Source organism: Asticcacaulis sp. P4_H10 (genome assembly GCF_056400965.1).
Genome location: NZ_JBFUKH010000001.1, coordinates 434,989 through 457,885, shown reverse-complemented (window position 1 = coordinate 457,885; position 22,897 = coordinate 434,989). Strand labels below are relative to the sequence as shown.

Below are 22,897 nucleotides of genomic sequence, written 5' to 3'. Positions count from 1 at the left end.
TCAAATCGGCTATAAGCGGTAGATGCCAGAGTTGAACACCTTCCCCAAGCCCGCCGATAGTGAAGTGGATGCCGGCGCGGCGCCGGGCCTGCCACCGCGGACGCCGGAGAGCGAGGAAGAGCGTAACGAACGGACGTTTTATCGCGGGCGTCTGCTGCGAGAAATCCGGCATTTCATCGCCGACAATGGCCCCCTCGCCGCCATGCTGGCGGTCGTCTTCGTCAACCTGATCGGCTTCGGCATCCTCGTCCCCCTGATGCCGTTCTTCGCGACCAGCCTGAACGCACAGCCGTGGCAGGTGACGCTGATGTTCAGCGCCTACTTTCTGGGTCAGTTCTTCGCCGAACCCTATTTCGGCCGGCTGTCCGACCGGGTCGGGCGAAAGCCGGTCCTGATCGTCACGACGGCACTGTCCATCGCCTTCTACGCCGCCCTGGCCTTTGCGCCGAATATCTGGGTCGCCATCGCCATCCGCTTCTTCAGCGGCATCAGTTCCGGCAGCATGTCGACCATGCAGTCCTATGTTTCGGACGTGTCGAAACCCGAACAACGCGCCGCGCGCATGAGCCTGATCGGCGCTGCTTTTTCGCTCGGCCTCGTCATTGGCCCAGCCGTCGCGGCCATCGTGCCGGGCGATCCCTTCCGCGCCCCGCTGATGACGGCAGCGGCCCTGTCGGCGATTGCCTGCGCAGGTGTCATCCTCTTCATTCGCGAAAGCCGCGTGCGCGTTCAGACCGCGCCGCCGCCGAACCTTGTCGTTACGGCGCAGACGGCGTTCCGCGACCCGGTCATCCTCCGGGTTATCCTGGCGACCGTCTGCTACACCGGCGCCTTGACGGCCCTGGAATCCACCTTCGCCCTGTGGGCCCACAGCCAGTATGGCTGGGGCAAGAAAGAACTCGGCGCCATCTTCCCCTTGATCGGCCTGACGGCGGTCATCATGCAGATCATTGTCATGCGTCCGCTGGTCCGGCGCTACGGTGAAACCCGGGTCCTGACCACGGGCCTTTTCCTGTTCGGATTGAGCTTCGCGCTTCAGGCGGTCAACCGTTCGCCGTTGTTCATCCCGCCGATCGTTGTCCTGGGCACGATTGGACAATCGGTCATCTTCTCGTCGATTTGCGCCATTATCTCGCTGGCGGCGGCGCCGGAAAAGGCCGGTGCGACCTTTGGGCTGAACATGGCGACCAGTGCTGTTGCCCGTATTTTCGGCCCTATGATCGCGGGCTTCCTGTTCACCGCCTACGGGCCGAACGCGCCGCTATGGATGGGGTCTGCCCTGACGATCTCCGCGGGCCTGCTTGCAATGCAGTCCGGGCGTGTGCAAAAACGCACGGTATGACCACGCCTCTCCAGCCGATCTGGCAACAATTCCACCCCGACGCCGTGCCCGTAGGCCATACCCTGGCGGATAACGGCACGTGGAACCTGACGCGCTTTCACCTCCTGCCCGGCGGACGCGACGCGGCTTTGAGCCGGCCGGAATACCGCTCGCTGATCGAGCGCTTCAACAAGGTGACGACCGAGGTGCTGGGCGATGGCGAGCCCTTCTGGCTGATCGTCGCCGACCGTCAGGCGCCGGCCTGGGCGCGCGAATTTCCCGATCCGCTTGAGCGCGCCCGCTGGCGGCGCTTCCGTTCGCGCTATCGTCTGGTCTGGCAGTGGGATTTTTTCAGCGCCGCCGACAACATCGTCTACAAGATCGAGGCCGAGCAGCACACTTGGCGGCCACAGCATTTCGACCGGCTGTTCCTCGACATCTATAATGAGAAACTGGCCGACATCATCCTGATGAACGCCAGGACCGGCGCGATCGTGGCGCCCTATATCGCCGGCGCCTATGTTTCGCAGCCGACACCGGCCGAACTGATCCAGTTGGTCAGCCGCTATTACGGCTGGCTGCCGATGCCGGGCAAGGGTCTGCTGCGCTTCGATCCGGCGCAGATGAAGGATACGCGCTTCGAATTGCCGAAGTCAGCTGCGGCCGCGCTGCAGAAGTCGCTCGGGAATTAAAGCTTCAGCCTTACGCCCAGCTTGCTGAGGCCACCGGCGATCCAGACGCAGATCAGCGCAAACCCAATTGCCTTAGCCAGCCCAACGCCGCCGATAAGCAGGTTGTCCGGCAGACCAAGGCCGAACGCCACGAAGGCCGCATAGGCGAAATAGGGTATCAGATAACTCAGCAGCGTATCTGTGCCGGCAGGTTTGACGATGGCGAACCACCGCCCCTGCTTTGCGACATCTGCAACCCAATAGATAATCGTGAAAGCCGTCAGCGTCAGGGCGCTGCACAGGAACAACCAGGCCGGTGTCGCTCCCAGCTTCGACAGCCCCCAGGCAGGGCGCGTCATGGCATAGAGTACGACCAAAGCCACGACTATGGCGGCGAACACGGCGGTCATGCGGAGATTTTCGCCCCTGGGCTGCCACAGCTGGAACAGCCGTCCGATCACCGCGCCGCCCATGACGAGCGCCGCCAGCGTACCGCCGATCAGCGGCTCAGGAATAAAGTGCAGCGGCTCTGGTACCAGCCCGGCTGCCCAGGCGAGACTTACCCCGGTAAAGAGCAGCCACCCTGCCACCAACCCGGCAGGGTGGCTGCGCGCCAGCACCGTCACCAGTGCCGCGCCGAGATAGGCCCAGCCTATCAACCCTAAGATTCCCCACCATTGCGGCCCGAAGAGAAAGTCTCCGTCTCCCCCCCGATACACAAACGCCATAATTGCCAGGACAGCGACGCCGACCAGCTTCAAGCCGCGCTGCAGCGAAATCGACATCGATTTCGGATAGCTGTTCCAGATCAGAATGAAAGACACGCAGCTCAAGACGTTCCACGCCCCGCGCGACAGACCCGTCGCGGCGCTGTTGATCGTTTCGCCATTGACCAGGAAGACTCCCATGACCAGAAGCGCCAGTGACCGGCCGAGCACATGCAGGATCAGCGTAGCCGTTCTCTCGCCTTTCCGTCGCCGCGCCTCGATGGCGAACGGCAGCGACAGGCCGACAATGAAAAGAAACGCCGGGAAGACCGAATCCGCCAGCCCCATGCCGTCGACGCCGGACTCGACGTGGCCCAGCCACGCCGGTATATCCTTCAATGACCACAGGTCGTTGACGAAGATCATCAACACCATGGTCAGCGCACGCAGGATGTCGATGGCGCCGACCCGCGCAGGTGCTTCGGTAATTGGTGTGGATTCGGTACTATCCATATCATAACCAATAACCGAGATTTCTGATTTGTCGAATCCTCTCCACGATCGGATTCGCACTTGCCACCCAAACACTTTTCCTGTAACAGCCGCCGTTCTCATAACCGGCCGGGCCCATGGCATGCCTTGGCAGGTTTCGCTCTATATAGAGGACGGTTCGCAAGGACCGCTGAAAAATGCCCAAATTGAAGACCAAGTCGGGCGCCAAAAAGCGCTTCCGCATTACTGCCTCTGGCAAGGTGAAGGCCGGCGTCGCCGGTAAGCGTCACCGTTTGATCTCGCACAACGCCAAGTACATCCGTACGAACCGCGGTACCGTGGTTCTGTCGGATGCCGACGCGAAGAAGATCAAATCCTACATGCCGTACGCGTAAGGGAGCACTGAACAATGGCCCGCGTTAAAAGAGGCGTAGTTTCTCACGCCCGTCACAAGAAGGTTCTGAAGCTCGCCAAGGGTTTCTATGGCCGTCGCAAGAACACCATCCGTACCGCGAAGGCGGCCGTCGACAGAGCCGGTCAATACGCCTATCGCGACCGCCGCAACAAGAAGCGTAACTTCCGCGCCCTGTGGATCCAACGCATCAACGCTGCTGCGCGCCAGGAAGGCTTCACCTACTCGCAGTTCATCCACGGCCTGAACGTGGCTGGCGTCGACATGGACCGCAAGGTTCTGTCCGACATCGCCATGAACGATGCTGCTGGCTTCAGCGCTATCGCTGCAAAGGTCCGTACGGCCCTGGCTGCTTAATTCCTTTCAGGAATTGAAAATATGAGCCCCGCTTCAGCTTGAGGCGGGGCTTTTTCATTGCCGTAAAACTGTTACGATAGGCGGATAGAGATCGGGGATAGGGGAGTTTCCGATGACCAGCCGCCGCCAGTTTATCAGTGCCGCCCTCGCCGCTTCGCTCGGCGGACTGCCGCCGGCCATTGCCCGGGCGCTGGATATCCCCGCACGCGTCCGTACCGGCACGATCAAGGACGTCGAACACATCGTCATCCTGATGCAGGAGAACCGCAGCTTCGACCACTATTTTGGCACGATGAACGGCGTACAGGGCTTCGGCGACCGTTTTGCCATTCCCGCGCCCGACAGAAGCCGCACCGTCTTTGCCCAGCCGCGCGAAGACCGGCCCGCCAGCCTGATCGCGCCCTTCCCGCTCAATACCGCCGAGGATTTTCGGCTGATGCGCGTTGAAGGTACGCCGCACAGCTTCAAGGATGCCCAGGACGCCTGGGACCTTGGGCGGATGGGAAACTGGCCCGACGCCAAGCACAACCACGCCATGGGCTATTTCAGCCGCGCCGACCTGCCCTTCCAGTACGCCTTGGCCGAGGCCTTTACCCTGTGCGACGCCTATTTTTGTGCGCTTCATGCCGGCACCAATCCGAACCGCACCTTCCACTGGACCGGCACGAACACAGGCCCGAACGGACCGGTGATCGACAACAGCTATGACGATCTGGGTGGCGACCCTAAGGGGCATGGTGGCTATGACTGGACGACCTACCCCGAACGCCTGAGCGCCGCCGGCATCAACTGGCAGATCTATCAGGACATGAAGGACAACTTCACCGACAACCCACTGGCTGGTTTCCGCACCTATCGCGCCGCCGACAAGGCGACGTCGGAAAAGCTGATGGATCTGGCGCGCCGCTCGATCCGCACGCGCGATCTCGACAAGCTGAAAGAGGACGTGCTGGCCAATAAGCTGCCGCAGGTGTCGTGGATCGTCGGGACGGCCGAAGGCTCCGAACACCCCTCGACGTCGTCGCCTGCACAGGGCGCGGACTATACCGCCCGCGTACTCGACGTCCTGACCAGCAATCCCGAGGTCTGGGCGAAGACCGTTTTCCTGATCAACTTCGATGAGAATGACGGCTATTTCGACCACGTGCCGCCACCCGCCCCGCCGTCGATCGGCAACGATGGCAAGTCGTTCGGTTTCGCCGAGGGCGCCGAGGCGGAATATCACCAGGGTAACGATAAGTATAAGAACCGCCCCTATGGCCTGGGCCCGCGCGTGCCGATGTATGTGGTTTCGCCCTGGTCGAAAGGCGGCTATGTCGCTTCGGAGGTCTTCGACCACACCTCGGTCATTCGCTTTCTCGAAACGCGCTTCGGCGTCCGGGAGCCGAACATTTCGGCTTGGCGGCGCACTGTTTGCGGCGACCTGACCTCGTGCTTCGACTTCAAGATGCCGAACGACCAGCCCTTTTTCGCGCACCTGCCCAAGACAGCAGCTTTGGCGGAACGTGCGCATAAGCTGGGCCTTGCGACCAAGCCCAAGACACCCGATACGATGATTGCACCCATTCAGGAAAAGGGCCAACGACCGCGCCGTGCTGGCCCCTATCAACTGGATTGCAGCCTGTCGGCGGACGGCCACCTGACCTTCGTCAACAACAGCCAAGGCAGCGGCGCGGCCGTCTTCCACGTCTACGACCTCGACCTGCCGCAAGCCATTCCCTATCGCTATACCGTCGCGGCCGGCAAATCCGCCGTCCATACCGCCAAGGGAAGCACCCGTCTGTGGGTCGCCGGCCCCAGCGGCTTCCATCGCCGCTACGAAGGCACGCCCAGATTTACCTGCGCCTGGGGACCGGAAGGCCTTGAGGCCACCAACGCGACCGACGCTCCACTGTCCCTGCGCATAACCGACGAAGCCTATGGCCGGGTGCCACAGACGCTGGAGCTGGCGGCGCGCCAGACAGCAAAGCTCGCGCTCGACCTCGCGCAAAGCCATAACTGGTATGACCTCAGCCTGTCATCAGACGGCTTCACCGTGCGTCTGGCCGGTCATATCGAGGACGGTCGCCCGTCGCAGTCCGACCCGGCGGCCTTCGGTGCGGCACGGCTCAAGGTGTGAAGCACTTTCCCCTTTATCCGACGGTCGCTTTGCCCTAAATGAGCGCACTCACCTGTGAAGTGCGATCATGACCGAATACGATACCCTGTCCGCCGAAATCTCAGCCGAAATCGCCTCGGCGTCCGACCTTGCCGCGCTTGATGCCGTGCGCGTGTCGGCGCTGGGCAAGACCGGCCGCATCTCGGGCCTCCTGAAGACTCTTGGCTCCCTGCCGCCGGAAGAACGCAAGTCGACCGGTGCCGCCATCAACGCCATCCGCGACCAGATCCAGGCCGTGCTCGACAGCAAGAAGGGCGAACTCGAAGCCGCCCACCTGGCTGCTCGCCTGTCCGCCGAGCGCATCGATCTCAGCCTGCCGTCGGCGCCGCGCGCCAAGGGCGGCGTCCACCCGACGCTCCAGGTCATGGACGAGATGGTCGCCATCTTCGCCGACATGGGCTTCGAAGTCGCCGAAGGTCCGGACATCGAGGACGATTTCCATAACTTCACCGCGCTGAACTTCCCCGAGAAGCACCCTGCGCGCGAAATGCACGACACCTTCTTCTTCAACCCCGACGAAAACGGTGTGCGCAAGCTGCTGCGCACCCACACCTCGCCGGTGCAAATCCGCTCGATGATCGCGGATAAGCCGCCCTTCCGCCTGATCGTGCCGGGGCGCGTCTTCCGCTGTGACTCGGACCAGACACACACGCCCATGTTCCATCAGATCGAAGGTCTGGTCATCGACAAGGGCGCCCATATGGGCCACCTGAAGTGGGTGCTCGAAACGTTCATTTCGCGTTTCTTTGAAACAAATGAGGTCGTCACCCAGTTTCGCCCGCACCATTTCCCTTTCACCGAACCGTCGGCTGAAATGGATGTGCGCTGTTCGTGGGAAAAGGGCGAGTTGAAGGTCGGCCAGGGCGACTCCTGGCTCGAAATCCTCGGCTGCGGCATGGTCCACCCGAACGTGCTCAAGGCCTGCGGCGTCGATCCCGACGAATGGCAGGGCTTTGCCTGGGGCATGGGCGTCGATCGTCTGGCCATGCTGAAGTACGGCGTGCCGGACCTGCGCGACATGTTCGCCGCCGATACGCGTTGGCTTTCGCACTATGGCTTTAGTGCCTTTGCCGCGCCGAACTCCGCGAGTGGTTTGAGCTAAGAAAAGACCAGGAGGCACAGCCTCCTGGACCTCGATACAAAGAAATCGGAAATGAAATTCTCTCTCTCCTGGCTTAAAGACCACCTCAACACCTCGGCCGATATCAATCAGGTCGCCGCCGCCATGACCATGGCTGGCCTCGAGGTCGAGGACATCCACGATCCGGCAAAGGCGCTCAAGCCCTTCTCGGTCGCCAAGGTCATCGAAGCCGCCCGCCACCCGAACGCCGACAAACTGCAAGTCCTGCAGGTCGACACCGTCGATGGCCGCAAGGAAATCGTCTGCGGCGCGCCCAATGCCCGCGCCGGCATGACGACCATCTATGCCCCGATCGGCGCCTATGTCCCGGGCCTCGGCGTCACCCTGGTCGAAAAGCCCGTTCGCGGCGTCGTCTCCAACGGCATGATGTGTTCCGGCGCCGAACTGGAACTCGACAGCGACGCTGATGGCATCCTAGACCTTTCCGACAAACTGGAAGTGGGAACGCCGGCCGCCGAGGTTTTCGGCGCCGAGCCGGTCATCGACTTCGAAGTCACGCCGAACCGCCCCGACTGGCTGGGCGTCCACGGCATTGCCCGCGACCTGGCCGCCGCCGGCCTTGGCACCTTCGAAGAAAAGGCCATCACCCCGATCAAGGGCGCCTTCCCCTGCCCGATCACGGTCAAGGCCGACGGCGACGCCTGCGCCATCTTCTCCGGCCGCGTCATCCGCGGTGTCAAGAACGGCCCATCGCCGAAGTGGCTCCAGGACAAGCTGAAGGCCATTGGCCTGAAGCCGATCTCGACCCTGGTCGATATCACCAACTATCTGTCGTTCGATCGCGCCCGGCCGCTGCACGTCTACGACATGTCAAAGCTCGTCGGCACGCAGATCATCGCCCGCCTCGGCCATGACAATCCAAAGGCCGAGGGTGAAGATGCCCACACGCACGAGCAACTGATCGCGCTCGACGGCAAGACCTACAGCCTGACGCCGGACATGTCGGTCATTTCCGACGCCAATGGCGAACGCCCGATCGGTATCGGCGGCGTCATGGGCGGCGAGTCGACCGGCGTTGACGACAGCACGACCGACCTGTTCCTGGAAAGTGCCTGGTTCGATCCGATCCGCACCGCCCAGACCGGCCGCACCACCGGCATCACGTCGGACGCGCAATATCGCTTTGCGCGCGGCGTCGATCCGGAATTCGTCGTGCCAGGCCTGGAACTGGCGACGCAACTGATCCTGGACCTGTGCGGCGGCGAAGCTTCCGAAGTCGTCGTCGATGGCCAGGCCCCGGCCCGTCGTCCGAACGTCAGCTTCGATCCGGCCTATGTCCGCCAACTGACCGGCCTGATTGTCTCGAATGACGACATCAAGCGCATCCTCCGTGCACTCGGCTTTGCGCTCGACGCGCAAGGGTCGGGCTATGACGTCACCGTGCCGTCGTGGCGCCGCGATGTCGAAGGCAAGGCCGATCTGGTCGAAGAAGTCGCGCGTATCCACGGCTTCAACGCCATCCCGGCCACGCCCCTGCCGGTCGTGCAGCCGCGCCCAGGTGGCGTGCTGACCGCCCAACAGGCCAAGGCCCGCGCAGGCCGCCGTGCCCTGGCCGCGCTTGGTTACAGCGAAGCCGTCACCTGGTCGTTCATGCGTCAGGACTGGGCCAAGCTGTTCGGAGGTGGCGACGATACTCTGCTGCTGGCCAATCCGATCGCCTCGGAACTGAACTGCATGCGCCCGACGGCGCTTAGCAACCTGCTCGAAGCTGCGGGCCGTAACGCCGCGCGCGGCCTGCATGGCGCGCAGCTGTTCGAGATCGGCCCGATCTATCAGGGCCTCGAACCCAACGACCAGAAGCCGACCGTCGCCGCCATCCGCGCGCCGTCCAAGGCTCGCCATTGGCAGAACACCGGCGAAGACGCCCTGTTCGCGCTCAAGGCCGATCTGTTCAGCCTGCTCGACGCCATGGGCGCGCCGGTCGCTTCGCTGCAACTGGTGCAAGGCTCGAATGCCGGTCATTGGCACCCGGGCCGTTCCGCTCGCCTGCAACTGGGCCCGAAGCAGATCGTCGCCGAGTTCGGCGAACTGCATCCGGCTGTCCTCAAGGCCATGGATCTCGACGGCGCCTATGTCGGCTTTGAAGTCCGCATCGACAACCTGCCTTCGCCCAAGGCCAAGTCGGGCAAGTCGAAAGGCGCCCTGACGCTGTCGAGCTTCATGCCGTTGACGCGCGATTTCGCCTTCCTGGCCGATGAAGCGGTCGCGGCCGCCGACGTCGTCAAAGCCGTCAAGGGCGCCGACAAGCTTTTGATCGCCGACGCCCGCATCTTCGACGTCTATCGCGGCCAGGGCGTCCCCGATGGCCAAAAGTCGCTGGCGATCGAAGTCACCCTGCAACCGGTAGACAAGACCCTGACCGAACCGGAAATCGAAGCCGTCGCCGGCAAGGTCATCGCTGCGGCCGGTAAGGCGGGCGCCACACTCCGCGCCTGACGCTTCCCGAAAAACTCGCATTATTAGCCGCCCGGTCGCCTCAAAAGCGCCGGGCGGTTTCATTTTCAGACTTTGGTACGGCTTTGGTTTGCGAAGTCGAAAACAACCCTAACCCGGCTTAACCGTTGCAATAAAACAGCTTTTTTCGCTTCCGTTAAGAGAGCTCGTGTCAAATGGTCTGGCCAAGCCGGATTTTTATGTTACCTATATCAAATAAAAAAAATAGGGAGTGCAGGGGTGCGGGGCGAAACCAAAGAGCCATCAGCGTGCAAAACCGCTGAAAGTGTAAACGATTACACGCCTAACCCGCGCCTTGGCGCTGCAAGCGGACTTGCCGTCCTCTCAGCCGGTCTCACCGCCTGTGGCGGTGGAGGCGGCTCCTCATCCGGAGGCGGCACGGCCTCTCCGCCCCCACCGCCTCCGCCCACATTGAATTACACGAATACCGAAGCCGCGCGCTTCCTGCTTCAGGCGCAGTTCGCAGCCTCCCCCGCCGATATCACCAACGTGCGGACACTGGGTTACGACGCCTGGCTGACCCAGCAGTTCGCGGGCGTCCAGAGCCAGACGGGAACGGACTGGCTCAATTCGCGCAACTGGCACGTGCCGGATGAGAAGGACAAGTACTTCAACCCCATCGCTGCCGACTGGATGTCGTGGCGCATGATGATGACTGGGTCGGACCAGTTGCGCAAACGCTGCGCCCTGGCCCTGTCGGAAATGATGGTGGTGTCCACCAACCCTATCGATGGCTTTTGGCCGCCCTATGTCATGTCAGGCTACTGGGACGTCCTGAACACCCACGCCTTCGGCAACTTCCGCACCCTGCTTGAGGAAATCACCCTCAACCCGGCCATGGGCTTTTATCTCAACACCAAGGGCAACCAGAAGGAAGACCCCTCGACGGGCCGCGTGCCGGACGAAAACTATGCCCGCGAAATCATGCAGCTCTTCACGATCGGCCTGTATGAACTGAATGCCGACGGGACGCTCAAACTCGATGGCGCAGGCAAGCCCAAGGAAACCTATGGCCAGAGCGACATTACCAACCTGGCGCGCGTCTTCACCGGCTATGACTGGAGCTACGACCGTGTGACGTGGCAGACTGTGCCGTGGCTGACCTATAAGGTGCCCTCGACCGAATTCACGCGCGACCGCATGAAGCTGGATGCGTCCAAGCACTCGACCCTGGCGGCGACCTTCCTGGGCGTCACCATCCCCGCCAATACGCCGGGTGTGGAAGCGCTGAAGACCGCGCTCGATACCCTGTTCAACCACGCCAATACCGGCCCCTTCGTCGCCTATCAGATGATCCAGCGCCTGGTGACCTCAAACCCATCGCCGGCCTATGTCGGCCGGGTCGCGGCGGCGTTTGCCAATAACGGCGCGGGCGTGCGCGGCGACATGAAGGCCGTATGGCGCGCCATCCTGATGGATACCGAGGCGCGCACCCTGCCGACCAATACCCGTGCCGGCAAGCTGCGCGAGCCGATCGTCCGCTGGGCCCAGTGGTCGCGGACCTTTACGGTCACCAGCGCCACGGGCAAATGGGAGATCTATGACGTGTCGAACGGCGACTGGGGCCTCGGCCAAAGCCCGCTGCGCTCGCCCTCGGTGTTCAACTATTTCCGGCCGGGCTATATTCCGCCCCAGACCGCGCTGGCAACTGCCGGCGACGTGGCGCCGGAATTCCAGATCCACAATGAATCGACGACCGCCGGCTATATCAACTTCCTGACCTCGGTCATGAAGGACGGCTATACCGACGTAAAGCCGAGCTATTCGGCTGTCCTCGGCATCGCCCACAATTCGCGCGAACTGCTCGACTGGCTGAACCTCTATCTCAGCGCCAACCAGGTATCTGAGACGACCATCGCCCTTATCCAGGGCGCGCTGGATGCGCAAACCATAACGGTGGCTTCGCCGGACGCGGCCAAGCTCGACCGCATCTACAATGCCGTGCTGCTGATCATGGCCTGTCCTGAATACCTTATCCAGAAGTAGGGGAAGCACATGCACCGGAACAACATCCCCGACCTGAACCGCCGCGCCTTCATGAAGCGCGCCGCCGCCATGGCAGCCATGGGCGCCGCTGCTCCCATGGCGCTGAACCTCGCCGCGGTCGGTGAAGCCGCCGCTTTTGACGCCAGCGATTACAAGGCGCTGGTCTGCGTCTTCCTCTATGGCGGCAGTGACTGCCACAACACCGTCGTTCCGCGCGACACCGCCAATTACGACCTGTACAGCAACATTCGTGGCGGCGGCGCCGGCCGGACGCGCGGCGGCATCGCCTACGGCCGCGACGAACTGCTGTCCCTGACGCCCGTCGTGTCACAAACCCTGACTGACAACATTTCCTATGGCCTGGCGCCGACGATGCCCAAGGTCGCCGCCCTGTTCAATGCGGGCAAGGCGGCCGTCCAGCTCAATGTCGGACCTCTGGTCGTGCCGCTGACCAAGGCGCAGTTCACGGCCGGCGGCACGCCGCTGCCGCCGAAGCTGTTCTCGCACAACGATCAGCAATCCGTCTGGCAGGCGCTTGGCGCCGAGGGCGCGACGGTCGGCTGGGGCGGGCGCCTGGGCGACCTGGCCCTGTCAAGCAATGCCAACAGCCTGCTGTCCTGCATTTCCGCGTCGGGCAATGCCGTCTTCGTCTCGGGCAATAACGCGCTGCAGTACCAGATCGGCCCCACCGGCGCGATCCCGATCTGGGCCTCGAAGGGCTGGAGCTTCAACTCGGCCCAAGCGTCCGATGTGCTCAAGACCCTGATCACTCAGACGCGGACGCACGTGCTTGAGAACGAATTCACCCGCGTCACCCAGCGCTCGATCACCATGGAAGGCATCGTCAATACGGCGCTCAATCCGGTCAATCTGACGACCTCGTTCGATACCGACGGCAAGAAGAACAGCCTGGCTGATCAGCTGAAGATCGTGGCGCGTCTGATCGGTGCGCGCAACGCACTCGGCTCGAAACGGCAGGTCTTCTTTGTGTCATTAGGTGGGTTCGATACCCATGACCAACTGATGGAGGCGCATCCCGGCCTGCTCGCATCGGTCGACGAAGCCTTGTCATCCTTCTATGAAGCAACTGTCGAAATGGGCGTGGCCGACAAGGTGACGACCTTTACAGCGTCGGATTTCGGCCGCACCCTGACCTCGAACGGCAACGGCTCGGATCACGGCTGGGGTTCGCACCACTTCGTCCTTGGGGGGGCGGTGCGCGGCGGACGATTCTACGGTACAGCCCCGCACGTTTCGGTGACGTCCGACGATCAGGTCGGCCAAGGGCGCCTGCTGCCATCGACGGCCGTCGACCAAATGGCCGGGACGCTGGCGCGCTGGTTCGGTGCCTCCGGCAGCGAGTTGTCGACCATTCTGCCCAGGATTGGCAACTTCGCGACCTCGGACATGGGGTACTTCGCGTAAGAAAGAAACGATAAAAATTTTATGACTCCGCCCAGCCTGCTCTCGGGCTTCGCAGGGCGAGCGCCAAGGGAGTCGTAGTGTTTACAGGCTGTCGGAGCTTTCTGACGGTTTGATCGAGGATAGTCCCCTCCACATTGGTTTTTTATTTTAACCGTCTTTGTCTACCCCACCTTAAACTTCAGGGCGCATCGTCACCTGAGTAGAGTTTCAGTTCAGTTCCGGTGACCCATGTCGGCACTTATTTCAGGTATCAGCGGCGTAATTAACGCCTCAGCGCGGTTCGACCGCGCAGCGATCCAGACAGTGTCAAATGCCAGCCAGGGACGGGATGTGGTCAGCGACTTCGTAGAACAAATGGAAGCGCGTACCGCATTCGAGGCCAGTGTGTCCGTCGTAAAGACATCCCTGGACATGACCGGCCGACTGCTCGACCTCAAGGCGTGACTCCCCTGAGACCCAGAACCCCAACTAAAATAGCCCGCCGGTTTCCCGGCGGGCCTTTTTTTAGTCCCAGCGAGCGCTTTCCAAAAAGTCTGAAGCAGTTTTGGACAGAAAGCACGACAAAGACGCTGAGGATTAGTCCTCGTCGTCCTCTTCTTCGCGATTGGTGAAGGCGCCGCCGCCGAAGACATCTTCGGCTGACAGATCGCTCTTGCGCGCGTAAGGATTGTCGTCTTCGTCCTCGACCGGCACGACGGTTTGCGCCGGCTTCAGCGACGGGTCATCCAGCGGGATGCCCAGCTTCTCAGCCTGCTTGCGCTTGGCTTCGGCCGCCTTGCGGACCACGCCATCGAGTTCAATCTGCGATACCAGGCCAAGCGTGACCGGATCGACCGGCTTGATGTTGACTGTGTTCCAGTGGCCGCGCGAACGGACCTGCTCGATAGTCGACTTCGTCGTGCCCAGCAGCTTGGAAATCTGCGCGTCGGTGACTTCCGGGTGGTTCTTGACGAACCAGGCGATGGCGTCGGGGCGGTCCTGACGGCGCGACACGGGCGTGTAGCGCGGCGCCTTTTTTGTCGGCTTCAGCAACTCGGCGTGACGGCTCTTTTGCGCGGCCATGCGGTAGGTCGGCTTGCCTTCAGCCTTGTCCAGCTCTTCGCGGGTCAGCTGGCCATTGGCGATCGGGTCGGCGCCGCGGATGTCGCGCGCCACTTCGCCATCGGCAATGCCTTTGACTTCCAGCAGGTGCAGGCCGCAGAAATCGGCGATCTGCTCGAAGCTCAGGCTTGTATTGTCGACCAGCCACACAGCGGTGGCCTTAGGCATCAGGATGTCTGACATGGTGTCTATCCTTGGTTTTGGAGCCGTTTAGAGCGGCCCAGAAATGGCTACGCCCGGCTTTTGCAGCCGGGCGCGGGGGTTGGCCATGGTATAGGATGATTTGTGACGGAAGAAAAGAGGAAAGGATTCCGAGGGCTATTCTAAAGGGAACTCAGCCTAGACTACGCACAGCCCTTTCTTCGCCGCCTCGCCATCAATGTCCGGTGTGATCGTCACCTGCAAGGGCGTGCGGGCGCCATTGGCCGAGCTGGAAATCAGGGCGATATAGACCTTGCCGTACATACGGAAGCAGTGGCTTTCCTGGACGAACGACCAGTCACGGCTTTTCAGGTGCTGGCCGTAGTCGGCAAACGGCTCGGTACGCATGCCGGCCGATGCCAGGGTGTTGATAACCGTATCGCGCAGCTTCGCGCCATCTCCGCTTTCGGCGCGAACATAGCAGCCACTTCGTCCGTCTGCGCGCACGGTCACGCGGCCGCCACCATAGATCTTCTGAGCGGGCTTGCCCGACTGATCGATTGTCCGCGCGTGACGGCCGACATAGTCTTCAACCGTACCGCCCTCGCGCAGCCAGGTCAGGCAGCCATTCTCAACGGCAAAGGCCGTGGCGTCCTGGGCCGACGCAAAGGGCGACGGCGCAGGTGCCGCCATGGCGTGAAAGGCAATGCCGCCAGCCGCAACCGCCAGCAGGCCGGAAGACAGAGCAACAATGCGCAGCAGATTCATCTCATATCCAAATTTGAACTATGTTCAAGTATTGGCACGAATTTCGCCAGCCGCAAGGATAAAAGTGAACGGTGTTCAAATTCGTAGAATGACCTTCCCCTTATGCGCGCCGGAATCCATATAGGCGTGCGCCGCAGCGACATCAGCAAAGTCGAACACCTTGTCGATGATCGGCTTGATGCTTCCCGCCTCGACCAGCGGCCAGACCTGCTCACGGACGGCATCGGTCAGCCGCGCCTTTTCGTCGCCTGAGCGCGGCCTGAGCATCGAACCGGTGAGCGTTGCCTGTTTCTGCATGATACGGCGCAGGTCTATTGAAACTTCGGCCTGACGGCTGGTGCCGACCTGGACGATCCGGCCCCTAGGGTTCAGGCACAGCAGGTTCTTCGCCGTAAAATCGCCAGCGATGATGTCGAGCACGACGTCGGCCCCGCCAAATTCCTTGACCGGGCTAACAAAATCGCCGGCCTCGGTGTCGATGACCAGATCCGCGCCAAGGCCCTTGGCGAAGGCACACTTGCCAGCCCCGCGCGCCGTGGCGATCACTTTTGCGCCAAACGCCTTACCCATCTGCACCGTCATCGACCCGATGCCGGAATTCGCGCCGTGGACCAGGACCGTCTCGCCGGCCTTCAGCGCCCCGTGCTCCATCAGATTGGCGTAGACCGTCAGTACAGTTTCAGGAAGCGCACCGGCTGCCTCCAGGCTCAGCCCCTTCGGCACCGGCAGAAGGTGGCGGATATCGACAGCGACATATTCAGCGTAGCCGCCACCATTGACCAGGGCGCAGACCTCGTCACCGACCTTCCACGCCGCCCCATAGGGCGTAGACGGATGAATGGCCTCGATCGTGCCCGACACCTCAAGGCCCAGGATGGGAGACGCCCCCGACGGGGGCGGATACAGTCCGCGCCTTTGCAGGATATCGGGACGGTTGACGCCGGCAAAGTGCGTGCGCACCAACGCAAAACCTTGTTGCAAATCCGGTTTTGGCACATCCGCCAGTCTCAGATCGGCAGGATGTTCACCGCTGCCTGTGATCGATACAGCCTTCATGGTGATTCGTTTTCCTTGATTTCTTCGCGCAAGAGGCGTTTCATAAGGTTAAGGACGAATGGCCGGAACGGGCCGGAATGTCCAGCGTGATTGACTCCTGACGGGAGAAAGGGTTGCTCATGATTGACGACGAACTGCCGATGTCCCTGCAAACACCGGCCAAGGGCGCCGCGGCGCTGAGCGGCCTTATGCGTGAGGATCTCGACCCGTACAGCGTCGAGGACCTGGAGGAACGCATCACACTGCTCGAAGGCGAAATCCGCCGCGCGCGCGATGTCGTCGAACGTAAAAAAAATCGTCGCTCGGCAGCCGATGCTTTATTCTCTTTTAAGGGAAGTTAAGGATTACTAACCCTGTCTGACTTCGCAGGCGGCCAAATTGGGTGGCATGGCCGTTGCACGGAAAGTCTGGACAGGTTCGACCGATGACACACCGCCCTTTCCCATGGATGTGGGGCACGCGGGGTCAGAATGACAACCGCGCCGACACGAATTCAGCATAAGGCTCCTTAAGTATGTCCGATAGTTCCGCCTCGCCCCAGACCTCGCGTACCCACATCGTGCGTGACTTTGCCTCCAGCGACCTGTTTGACCGGACGTTCAAGGAAGGCATGGCCCTGGTCGAAGAGACGGCCTCGTACCTCGATGGCGACGGCCGCCGCGACTCGCGCCTCCTGAACCGCGAAGACGCCCTGGTCTATGCCGGCGAAAGCATGCGCCTGACGACCCGCCTGATGCAGATCGCTTCGTGGCTCCTAGTCCAGCGCGCCGTACGCGAAGGCGATATGGAAGCGTCGGACGCCTGCGATGAAAAGTACCGCATCTCCCCTTTAAGCGCCGAAGCCGCTGACAAGGCCGACACCCTGCCGGGCGGCCTGCTGAACCTGCTCGACCGTTCCAATCGCCTCTATGAGCGTATCTCGCACATGGACAAGCGCATGTTCGTCGATGCCGAGCCGGAAAGCGCCATCAATCCCGTCATCAGCCAGCTCCAGCGCCTGCAAAGCGCCTTCAGCGCGGACAATATCAACAGTCTCTGATCGGTCCAGAACAGGATTCGTGACGTAAGGCGCCGGCACAACCGGCGCCTTTTTTGTTCATTTTCAATTCAGCTACATGAACCGGGGTTGAAGTGAACCGTCAGGCTTCTCTCAGCGTATATGTGGTTGAATATCTTTGTTCTTTCAGGAGGTGGTGTGCGCCAGCCTCCGGTCATAATTCACCGGAGAAGTGCATAGCGCCGCTTTTATAACGCCTTTGGCACGGCGTTTGAAACCTGAGAGGCGAGCCGTCTCACAACGAGACGCCCGCGACACACGAACAAGGGGTTTTGAACACCATGGCCACTGACATCGACCTGCACCTCGGTAAACGCCTGCGCCGCCGCCGCCGCCTCCTGGGCCTGACCCAGCAGCAGCTGGCCCTGGCCGTCGGCATCCGCTTCCAGCAGATCCAGAAATACGAATGCGGCGCGAACCGCATCTCGGCCGCCCGTCTCTTCCAACTGGCCAAGGCGCTGGAAACCCCGATCAACTATTTCTACGATGGCCTGACCGACGACAAGACCGAAGTCGCCGCCGTCCAGAACGAAGGCATCGAAGTGTTTTCGCGCAAGGAAACGCTCGACCTCATCCAGGCCTATTACCGCCTGTCGGAGCGTCCGCGCCGCCGCCTGCTTGACCTCGCCAAGTCGCTAAACGGCGATTCCGAGCAAGCCGCTTAAGGCCGAGCGCTTTCCAAAACGTGTAAAGCGGTTTTTGGGTTAAAAGCGCGACCAGAAAAGTGGCACAAGCGCCGGCGGGCTCGCGGGATTACCACCGCCAGCGCACGCCACCGATTTCGTATAGACCCGCATGTCGTGAGACGGTATGCGGGTCTCTATGATTTTGCAGCCCGACTACGCCCGTCTCGAAGCCTTCGCGCTCGACCTCGCCGCCGCCGCCGCCAAGGCTGCCCTGCCCCATTTCCGTCTGCGGGGCCTGGGCGAGGATAACAAGCTGGCCCACATGTCCAGCTTCGATCCGGTCACCGAGGCCGACAAGGGCGCCGAACGCGCCATTCGTGCGTTAATCAACCAGCATTTCCCCGACCATGGGATTATCGGCGAGGAATACGGCGAGGAAAACGCGCAAGGCGACTTCGTCTGGGTGCTCGATCCCGTCGACGGTACGCGCGCCTTCATTTCGGGCCTGCCGCTGTGGACGACGCTGATCGGCCTCCGTTATCTCGGCCGGCCGGTGCTGGGACTGATCGCCCAGCCGGTATTGAAAGAAGTCTTTATCGGTTCGCCGCTCGGCTCAAAACTGGTTACGCCCAATGGCCAGAAGCCACTAAAGGTCCGCGCCTGCGCCAATCTGAACGAAGCGGTCATCGGCACAACCGACCCGTACCTTTTCCTAGGCATCGAGAGCGACGCCTACAATGCCCTGCGCAAGGCGACAAAGCTGGCGCGCTACGGCTGCGACGCCTATGCCTTTGCCATGGTGGCCCAAGGGACAATGGACATCGCGCTCGAGACCGGCCTGAAGCCCTGGGATATCGAAGCCATCATCCCGGTGATCGAAAACGCCGGTGGTTCCGTGACCAACTGGCGCGGCGAAGATGTGCCAGCCGAAGCCGGACAGGTGATCGCGGCCAGCTCGCGCGATCTGATCGATCAAGCCCTGACGCATCTGCGCCCCGCCGCGACCTGAGCATTATTTACACTGCGGCGGCTTCAATAAGATCAGGCGCGCTTTTCGGCGCCCTCTTCGGGCGGCAAATCCGGCTCCACCTCTGGCAGATGCTCGTCATCCATAGCCGCGGCATCCGTCGCAGCTATGGCGACCTTGTCCAAAGCCTCATCCGGGACCTTGGCAGGGTTTGGCGACCGCGCAGCGCCGCGCGGTGCGACAAAATCCAGCAGCTTGTCGATCTCGGCAAAGGCTTCGCGGCGATATTCCTCGGCCTCGATCAGGATTTCGTGCTCGGCACCAGCAACCTCGACATAGCTCGCCTTGCCCAGCTTCTTGGCAAAGGCCTTGGACGGCTGCTTGGCGATCAGGTGGTCGTCGCCGGAGCACAGGATGGTCAGCGGGGTCTTAACCTTCTTGGCGACCTTGTTCTTGTCCTTGAGGATGGTCTCACCCAGCTTGAGCGCGAACGACAGCCAGCCCCAGGTCGGCGACCCGACTGCCAGGTGCGGACAGGCAAACAATTGCTCGCGCCAGGTATTGTAGCGCGTCGTGTCATGCGTCAGCGCGTCATTCTCATAGGTATGCTCGAACGGATCGTCGAAAAGCTCGGGCACATAGTCGGTGCCGCGGCCATGATTGACGTACCAGTTTGTCTGGAGATGCACGGCCCACAGGGCGTGGCGCCCGGTCTTGACGCGCAGCATCGGGTTGATGAACAACCCGCCTTCGATGCGTGTTTCGCCCTTGATCAGGGTGGCGAGATTGAGCGCCCCGCCCATCGAATGACCCAGCATGATCCACGGCTTGGGCGCCCGGTCCTCGAACGAATCGAGCAGGCGCTGATAGTCGTCGAGGAATTCGTCCGACGCGCGGGCGTGACATTTAAGCCGGTCCGGCAGCAGGCGCGCCGACAGCCCCTGGCCGCGCCAGTCATGGACGACGACGCAGACATCGCGCGCCAGCAGGTCACGGACGACCTCGTAATATTTCTCGATCGGTTCGGAGCGGCCAGGGCTGACGAAGACCGTGCCGCGCGGGCGTCCCCGGCACTCCCAGTAACCAAGACGCAGGCGCAGGCCGCCAGCGCCGCGATACCATTCGCCGGTGCCGCCTTCCGGCGCCTCCGACTCGGGGATCGACATAAGGGGGGCACTCTGCGACAGCGCTGCAATCCGGCTCATTGCGGTTTCCTGAACTTCAGCGTCATACGGTCGCTTTCCCCAATCGATTCGTAAAGAGCCCCGTCAAATTCCGGGTTTGGCGGCTGTCCGCGCGCCGCCGTCAAACGTTGCGGAGGTAACGTCCATACTCCAAAGGGATGATCCTTGTCATCCTTTGGATTGGCATTGATCTCGCTGCCGGCGTCAAAAGCGAAGCCGGCTTCGAACGCCAGTTGCTTGACGAACGGTTCCTGGACGTAGCCGTTGGTCGCGCCCGGATCCTGGACATTGCCGATATCGGCGCGGTGCTGTTCGATGGCCAGAAGCCCTCCGGGCCTCAGCGCGGCGAAAGCGTCGGCAAAGGCCTTTTCGGCGATCCCCGCCGCCATCAGGTCGTGCACGACCAGCAGCATCAGGACGACGTCGACGCTTTCGGCTTCGGTCAGGGCAGAACTTTCCGGACCGAATTCACTGAACTCGATACCACCGTAAAGCTTCTTGTTGCTGGAGAAGCGCTCACGATACTTCTCGCTGAGCGTCCCCGTAGCACTTTGCGCGCCGCCCATTGCCGGGAACAGAGCCGCGATATACCGGCCCTTTCCGCGCGTCAGGTAAGGCCCCAGAATATCGGTCATATAGCCGGCGCCCGGCCAGATATCGATGACCACGTCGCGCGGCTGGATTTCGAAAAAGTCGATCATCTCCAGCGGATGCCGGAACGGATCGCGTCCCTTGTCCAGGCTGTTGCGCCACCGTCCGGACACGGCCCATTGCGGCGTGCCTTCCTGTTGCGATTCCGGCTTGCGGCCACAGCCCAGCAAGCCGGCTGCCGGCAAGGCGGCGGCCAGACCAAGGCTTAGCTGTCTGCGCGTAATACCGCCCAATACCCTGCCTGCATTATTTGTTTTCGTTGACGAAAAACGAAAACTTCGCCCGGCACGTTAGAGCGCATTCCGAAAAGAGTGAAGCGCTTTTCGGTCAGCTTTCGTCAAAACCGCCTGCGCGGGTAGAATATCTACCCCTCGCCTTCGATTTCCTTCATGCCGCTTTGGATGTAGTTGGCCTCGCCCATCAGGCGGATCAGGTTCAGCTGGGTTTCCAGGAAGTCGATATGGTGCTCGGTGTCTTCGAGGATCTTGCGCAGAAGCTCGCGGCTGACATAGTCTTTCTGGTCGTCGCAGAACTTGACGCCATCGACCAGCAGCGCATGGCCGCCGGTTTCGACATTGAGGTCCGAAGCCAGGGTCTCGGCGACCGTCTCACCGATGCGCAGCTTGTTCAGGTCCTGCAGGTTCGGCAGGCCGTCGAGGAACAGGATGCGCTTGATGAGGAGGTCGGCGTGCTTCATCTCCTCAATCGACTCTTTGTAGACGATGCGGCCGAGGTGATAGAGGCCCCAGTTTTCCAGCATGCGCGCATGCAGGAAGTACTGGTTTACCGCCGTCAGCTCATTGGTCAGAACCTTGTTGAGCAGCTTGATTATGTCGGGGTTGCCCTGCATGACGGCCTCCTGAAAAGAAAATCAGGTGACTCATACCGCCGGGGCGCGGCGAAGTGAAGTGGAAAATTCTCTATAAAACAAAAACTTATGCGAATGAAAATAGGTTTTATTCGCAAGCGCGCGATTACTCGGCAGCCATCTTCAGGGCGACCTGCGCCTCATCGATGATCTGGCGCATTTCACAGACGCACTTGGCGCATTGCGCCTGGCATCCGGCATGCGCGAAAATAGCCTTGGGCGTCGATGCACCGCACGCAATGGCCTGATGCACCTGGCGTTCGCGAATAGCGTTACAATTACAGACGTACACGTAAAACCCTGACAGCCACGAACTTGATAATGCGAATGCGTATCAAGTATCACAGCTCCGATTCAAATGCAAGTCATTCGCAGCAAGGTCGCGCTGAAAGAACGAAGCGTTAGCGCCACTTAAAAAAGCACCCTGCCCCCTGAATCGTAATAGAGTGTGCTGCCGCCGCCTCATGCTCACGTCGACCAGATAAAAAAGCCCCCCGGTCGAACCGGAGGGCTTTTCTCAAAGGTGGCTCTAGCAGCGGCTTAGTTGCCGTTGTTGTAGGCGGTCGCCGAGCTGGTTTCGCGCCAGCGGCCATTGCTGTCCTTGTAGCCATAGGCCTGGACCTGGCCTTCGTGCCAGCGGCCGCTTTCATCCTTCCAGCCGAAGGCAACAGGGCGGCCTTCGCGCCAGGTGCCGCGTTCGTCGCGGAAGCCTTCGTTGCGATAGGTCGTCGAGCTGTAGCGGTTGCTGTTATTGCCGCTTTGGCCATAGCTGCTGCTATTGTTGTTGTAGCTGCTGTTATAGGCGTAACGGTCATACGGTGAGGTCGAACGCGCCTCACGGTCGTAATAGGTCGTGGTGTAGGTGCTGGAATTCGGGCGGTCGCGGAAATAGGCGACGTCGTAGCCTTCCGGAGCCGACGACGGCGAGTAGTAGCCGTTCTGATAGGAGTAGTACTCCCCGTTCAGGCACTTGACGCTGTTCTTGCCGATATTGCGGCCGACAACGCCGCCAATGACAGCGCCGGCGACCGTACCGAGGCCGCGCTCATTCTTCGACACCTGACTGCCCAGGGCACCACCAGCGACCGCCCCAACGACTGTGCCGGTCGTTTTGGCGTTGTTTTGCCTGGTGTAGCAATAGCCGTCATAATCCGTATCCTGCGCCATGGCGGGTACGGCCGATCCGGCTGCAACCACCAAAGCCATGGCCGCCCCAGCCGCCCACTTTGTTTTGGTCATGGTCATGGGTATTCTCCTTTAAACTCCGACGCATCTTCGGCGATCAGATGGTCAAAATTTAGGCGCTCACGTTACGACAAAACAATGTGAACCCACCCCATCAGGGTAAATTTGA

23 protein-coding genes are annotated in these 22,897 nt (G+C 61.4%); 14 read left to right on the top strand and 9 right to left on the bottom strand.

Annotated elements, in window-relative coordinates; translation table 11 throughout:
- Positions 1–22 precede the first annotated feature (22 nt).
- Both AC1DON_RS02080 and AC1DON_RS02075 read left to right on the top strand, forming a co-directional pair.
- On the top strand, positions 23–1,342 hold the full coding sequence (locus tag AC1DON_RS02080) for an MFS transporter (protein ID WP_476933065.1): 1,320 nt from the start codon (positions 23–25) through the stop codon (positions 1,340–1,342).
- Positions 1,339–2,013 (top strand): DUF3885 domain-containing protein, encoded by a 675-nt coding sequence (locus AC1DON_RS02075; protein WP_476933064.1) that lies wholly within the window; start codon positions 1,339–1,341, stop codon positions 2,011–2,013. Before AC1DON_RS02080 ends, AC1DON_RS02075 begins: the two co-directional genes overlap by 4 nt.
- On the opposite strand, the gene AC1DON_RS02070 is transcribed toward AC1DON_RS02075, so the two are convergent.
- Complete coding sequence (locus AC1DON_RS02070; RefSeq protein ID WP_476933063.1) at positions 2,010–3,212, bottom strand: heparan-alpha-glucosaminide N-acetyltransferase domain-containing protein; 1,203 nt, start codon at positions 3,210–3,212, stop codon at positions 2,010–2,012. The genes AC1DON_RS02075 and AC1DON_RS02070 overlap by 4 nt on opposite strands.
- A gap of 176 nt (positions 3,213–3,388) precedes the next feature.
- Between AC1DON_RS02070 and rpmI the strand changes: the two genes are divergently transcribed.
- The 8 genes from rpmI to AC1DON_RS02030 all read left to right on the top strand — a co-directional run bounded on the left by rpmI (position 3,389) and on the right by AC1DON_RS02030 (position 13,568).
- Complete coding sequence (gene rpmI, locus AC1DON_RS02065; RefSeq protein WP_192621006.1) at positions 3,389–3,586, top strand: 50S ribosomal protein L35; 198 nt, start codon at positions 3,389–3,391, stop codon at positions 3,584–3,586.
- Between the two features lie 14 nt (positions 3,587–3,600).
- A complete protein-coding gene (gene rplT / locus AC1DON_RS02060) occupies positions 3,601–3,960 on the top strand; it encodes a 50S ribosomal protein L20 (RefSeq protein ID WP_476933062.1) in 360 nt (119 codons plus the stop codon).
- Between the two features lie 112 nt (positions 3,961–4,072).
- A complete protein-coding gene (locus tag AC1DON_RS02055; RefSeq protein WP_476933061.1) occupies positions 4,073–6,079 on the top strand; it encodes a phosphocholine-specific phospholipase C in 2,007 nt (668 codons plus the stop codon).
- 67 nt (positions 6,080–6,146) lie between these two features.
- Complete coding sequence (pheS, locus tag AC1DON_RS02050) at positions 6,147–7,220, top strand: phenylalanine--tRNA ligase subunit alpha (RefSeq protein WP_476933060.1); 1,074 nt, start codon at positions 6,147–6,149, stop codon at positions 7,218–7,220.
- Between the two features lie 51 nt (positions 7,221–7,271).
- Positions 7,272–9,695, top strand: a complete 2,424-nt coding sequence (pheT, locus tag AC1DON_RS02045; RefSeq protein WP_476933059.1) for a phenylalanine--tRNA ligase subunit beta — start codon at positions 7,272–7,274, stop codon at positions 9,693–9,695.
- A 429-nt stretch (positions 9,696–10,124) separates the two neighbouring features.
- The gene (locus AC1DON_RS02040) at positions 10,125–11,699 is read left to right on the top strand and encodes a DUF1800 domain-containing protein (protein WP_476933058.1); all 1,575 of its coding nucleotides are present in this window, start codon (positions 10,125–10,127) and stop codon (positions 11,697–11,699) included.
- Between the two features lie 9 nt (positions 11,700–11,708).
- Complete coding sequence (locus AC1DON_RS02035; protein ID WP_476933057.1) at positions 11,709–13,124, top strand: DUF1501 domain-containing protein; 1,416 nt, start codon at positions 11,709–11,711, stop codon at positions 13,122–13,124.
- Between the two features lie 228 nt (positions 13,125–13,352).
- A complete protein-coding gene (locus AC1DON_RS02030; RefSeq protein ID WP_476933056.1) occupies positions 13,353–13,568 on the top strand; it encodes a flagellar basal body rod protein in 216 nt (71 codons plus the stop codon).
- Between the two features lie 132 nt (positions 13,569–13,700).
- On the opposite strand, the gene AC1DON_RS02025 is transcribed toward AC1DON_RS02030, so the two are convergent.
- From AC1DON_RS02025 to AC1DON_RS02015, 3 genes are all read right to left on the bottom strand, one after another.
- On the bottom strand, positions 13,701–14,408 hold the full coding sequence (locus AC1DON_RS02025) for a DUF1013 domain-containing protein (protein WP_476933055.1): 708 nt from the start codon (positions 14,406–14,408) through the stop codon (positions 13,701–13,703).
- A 156-nt stretch (positions 14,409–14,564) separates the two neighbouring features.
- The gene (locus AC1DON_RS02020; RefSeq protein ID WP_476933054.1) at positions 14,565–15,134 is read right to left on the bottom strand and encodes a hypothetical protein; all 570 of its coding nucleotides are present in this window, start codon (positions 15,132–15,134) and stop codon (positions 14,565–14,567) included.
- Between the two features lie 75 nt (positions 15,135–15,209).
- Positions 15,210–16,190, bottom strand: coding sequence for an NAD(P)H-quinone oxidoreductase (locus AC1DON_RS02015; protein ID WP_476933053.1), 981 nt, complete (start codon positions 16,188–16,190; stop codon positions 15,210–15,212).
- A gap of 119 nt (positions 16,191–16,309) precedes the next feature.
- Here AC1DON_RS02015 and AC1DON_RS02010 point away from each other — a divergent pair, with 119 nt between their 5' ends.
- The 4 genes from AC1DON_RS02010 to hisN all read left to right on the top strand — a co-directional run bounded on the left by AC1DON_RS02010 (position 16,310) and on the right by hisN (position 18,882).
- Positions 16,310–16,531: a DUF1192 domain-containing protein gene (locus AC1DON_RS02010; RefSeq protein WP_476933052.1), complete on the top strand. Its 222-nt coding sequence runs from the start codon at positions 16,310–16,312 to the stop codon at positions 16,529–16,531.
- Positions 16,532–16,704: 173 nt separating this feature from the next.
- Positions 16,705–17,229, top strand: a complete 525-nt coding sequence (rcdA, locus tag AC1DON_RS02005) for a protease adaptor protein RcdA (protein ID WP_476933051.1) — start codon at positions 16,705–16,707, stop codon at positions 17,227–17,229.
- 299 nt (positions 17,230–17,528) lie between these two features.
- Entirely contained in the window at positions 17,529–17,912 is a 384-nt protein-coding gene (locus tag AC1DON_RS02000) for a helix-turn-helix domain-containing protein (protein ID WP_476933050.1), read from the top strand.
- Positions 17,913–18,069: 157 nt separating this feature from the next.
- A complete protein-coding gene (gene hisN, locus AC1DON_RS01995) occupies positions 18,070–18,882 on the top strand; it encodes a histidinol-phosphatase (protein ID WP_476933049.1) in 813 nt (270 codons plus the stop codon).
- A 32-nt stretch (positions 18,883–18,914) separates the two neighbouring features.
- On the opposite strand, the gene AC1DON_RS01990 is transcribed toward hisN, so the two are convergent.
- From AC1DON_RS01990 to AC1DON_RS01970, 5 genes are all read right to left on the bottom strand, one after another.
- A complete protein-coding gene (locus AC1DON_RS01990) occupies positions 18,915–20,045 on the bottom strand; it encodes an alpha/beta fold hydrolase (protein WP_476933048.1) in 1,131 nt (376 codons plus the stop codon).
- On the bottom strand, positions 20,042–20,908 hold the full coding sequence (locus AC1DON_RS01985) for a class I SAM-dependent methyltransferase (protein ID WP_476933047.1): 867 nt from the start codon (positions 20,906–20,908) through the stop codon (positions 20,042–20,044). The genes AC1DON_RS01990 and AC1DON_RS01985 overlap by 4 nt, the downstream gene beginning before the upstream one ends.
- A gap of 131 nt (positions 20,909–21,039) precedes the next feature.
- Positions 21,040–21,525 carry a bacterioferritin gene (gene bfr / locus AC1DON_RS01980; protein WP_209715005.1) on the bottom strand — a complete coding sequence of 162 codons (486 nt, stop codon included), beginning with the start codon at positions 21,523–21,525 and terminating at the stop codon, positions 21,040–21,042.
- Between the two features lie 124 nt (positions 21,526–21,649).
- On the bottom strand, positions 21,650–21,835 hold the full coding sequence (locus AC1DON_RS01975) for a (2Fe-2S)-binding protein (protein ID WP_476933046.1): 186 nt from the start codon (positions 21,833–21,835) through the stop codon (positions 21,650–21,652).
- 248 nt (positions 21,836–22,083) lie between these two features.
- A complete protein-coding gene (locus tag AC1DON_RS01970) occupies positions 22,084–22,788 on the bottom strand; it encodes a glycine zipper 2TM domain-containing protein (RefSeq protein ID WP_476933045.1) in 705 nt (234 codons plus the stop codon).
- Positions 22,789–22,897 lie beyond the last annotated feature (109 nt).